Raw genomic sequence first — 2,980 nt, 5'->3', positions numbered from 1 at the left:
TGGCGCCCGGAGGGCTACGAGGACGGGTGTCACCAGCCGCCTGTCCTTCGGCTGGAGTATTCCAAGTCATGTACATTGTGTATTTGTGTATGCTTTTGATTGTGTTTCCAGTCTTGTTGTTACTGGATCAAATCAAGCCTATCGGGCCATTAGTACCGGTCAACTGAACGCATTGCTGCGCTTACATCTCCGGCCTATCGACGTGGTGGTCTACCACGGCCCTCAGGGATACCTTGTTTTGAGGGGGGCTTCCCGCTTAGATGCCTTCAGCGGTTATCCTGTCCGAACATAGCTACCCTGCACTGCGGCTGGCGCCACAACAGGTCCACCAGTGGTTCGTTCACCCCGGTCCTCTCGTACTAGGGGCAACTCCTCTCAAGTATCCTACACCCACGGCAGATAGGGACCGAACTGTCTCACGACGTTCTAAACCCAGCTCACGTACCTCTTTAAACGGCGAACAGCCGTACCCTTGGGACCTGCTCCAGCCCCAGGATGAGATGAGCCGACATCGAGGTGCCAAACACTGCCGTCGATATGGACTCTTGGGCAGTATCAGCCTGTTATCCCCGGCGTACCTTTTATCCGTTGAGCGATGGCCCTTCCACTCGGGACCACCGGATCACTATGGCCGTCTTTCGACTCTGCTCGACTTGTCAGTCTCGCAGTCAGGCTGGCTTCTGCCATTGCACTCAACGAGCGATTTCCGACCGCTCTGAGCCAACCTTCGCGCGCCTCCGTTACGCTTTAGGAGGCGACCGCCCCAGTCAAACTACCCGCCACGCAGGGTCCCGGACCCGGATAACGGGCCGCGGTTAGACATCAAGAGTGCGAAGGGTGGTATCTCAAGGGAGGCTCCACCGCGACTGGCGTCACGGGTTCAAAGCCTACCACCTATCCTGCACATCACAATCCTGATGCCAGTGCGAAGCTGTAGTAAAGGTGCACGGGGTCTTTCCGTCTAACCGCGGGAAGCCTGCATCTTGACAGGCAATTCAATTTCGCTGAGTCGATGTTGGAGACAGCGGGGAAGTCGTTACGCCATTCGTGCAGGTCGGAACTTACCCGACAAGGAATTTCGCTACCTTAGGACCGTTATAGTTACGGCCGCCGTTTACCTGGGCTTCAATTCAAGGCTCTCACCTCTCCTTTTAACCTTCAGGCACCGGGCAGGCGTCAGACCCTATACGTCGTCTTGCGACTTCGCAGAGCCCTGTGTTTTTAGTAAACAGTCGCCACCCCCTGGTTTGTGCCCCCAGCCCCTAGTTGCCTAGGAACCGGGCCTCCTTCTCGCGAACTTACGGAGGTATTTTGCCGAGTTCCTTCAACATCGTTCTCTCAAGCGCCTTGGTATTCTCTACCAGTCCACCTGTGTCGGTTTAGGGTACGATCTCATGATGGAGCTATTTCCAGGAACTGCTCAGCGGCCCATCCAATCCGATAAGGATGAACAACCTCTGCAATCCGTCACTTCCATCTGGCCCAGGAATATTAACCTGGTTCCCATCGACTACGCCTTTCGGCCTCGCCTTAGGGGTCGGCTTACCCTGCTCAGATTAGCTTTAAGCAGGAACCCTTGGACTTTCGGCGAGAGTGTCTCTCACACTCTTTGTCGCTACTCATGTCATCATTCTCACTAGTGATCTCTCCACGGGATCGCTCACGCGCCCGCTTCATCGAAAGCCTCTCTCCTCCATGGGGCCCCGAAGGACCCTAAAGAGGAATGAGACTATGTCACACTACGCTCTGCTACCATGCCTTACGGCATCCTAAGCTTCGGCTCATGGCTTGAGCCCCGTTACATCTTCGCCGCAGGACAACTTGTTTAGACCAGTGAGCTGTTACGCTATCTTTAAAGGATGGCTGCTTCTAAGCCAACCTCCTGGTTGTTTTGGTCGTCCCACCTGCTTTCCCACTTAGCCATGAATTGGGGGCCTTAGCTGTAGGTCAGGGTTGTTTCCCTCTCGACTACGGACGTTAGCATCCGCAGTCTGTCTGCCATCTAGTACTCCTCGGTATTCGGAGTTTGGTTAGGATCAGTAAGCCTGTGGGGCCCCATTACCCATCCAGTGCTCTACCCCCGAGGGTATTCGGATGACGCTCTACCTAAATAGATTTCGCAGAGAACCAGCTATCTCCGAGTTTGATTGGCCTTTCACCCCTAGGCACAACTCATCCCGACCTTTTTCAACAGGTGTGGGTTCGGACCTCCAGTACGTGTTACCGTACCTTCATCCTGGTCATGCCTAGATCACTCGGTTTCGGGTCTGATCCATCCAACTCGACGCCCTATTAAGACTCGCTTTCGCTGCGCCTACACCTAACGGCTTAAGCTTGCTGGATAGACCAAGTCGATGACCCATTATACAAAAGGTACGCCGTCACTCCACAAGGAAGCTCCGACTGATTGTAGGCGTTCGGTTTCAGGTACTGTTTCACTCCCCTCGTCGGGGTGCTTTTCACCTTTCCCTCACGGTACTGGTTCGCTATCGGTCAGTAAGGAGTACTTAGCCTTCGAAGGTGGTCCTCCGATCTTCAGACAGGATTTCACGTGTCCCGCCCTACTTGATACGTCCTTCAAAGCTTCCCATACGGGGCTGTCACCCGCTATGGCCATGCTTCCCAACATGTTCTGGTCACTTATCAGGCTCGGCTGGTCCCCGTTCGCTCGCCGCTACTAGGGGAGTCGCTATTGCTGTCCTTTCCTCCGGGTACTTAGATGTTTCAGTTCTCCGGGTTTGCTCTTAAAGACCTATGTATTCAGTCCTTAAGTACCTGTTTCAGCCCGTTATTGACTACCCGAAGGTAACAATAACAAACTGTCAGGTGGGTTGCCCCATTCAGAAATCCATGGATCAAAGCTTATTCTCAGCTCCTCATGGCTTATCGCAGAGTATCACGTCTTTCATCGCCTCTTACTGCCAAGGCATCCACCAAACGCCCTTTTCGCGCTTGATTTGATCCAGAAAAAGCAAGACTG

At 53.9% G+C, this 2,980-nt stretch carries 1 rRNA gene; it reads right to left on the bottom strand.

Annotated elements, in window-relative coordinates:
• Nucleotides 1–128 precede the first annotated feature (128 nt).
• Nucleotides 129–2,958 (bottom strand): 23S ribosomal RNA (locus BMX04_RS18825).
• Nucleotides 2,959–2,980 lie beyond the last annotated feature (22 nt).

Origin of the sequence: Roseovarius tolerans, from assembly GCF_900109855.1 — a bacterium.
Taxonomy (GTDB): domain Bacteria; phylum Pseudomonadota; class Alphaproteobacteria; order Rhodobacterales; family Rhodobacteraceae; genus Roseovarius; species Roseovarius tolerans.
Note: the sequence above shows the minus strand (reverse complement) of the source record. Positions and strands in the feature narration are given on the sequence as shown.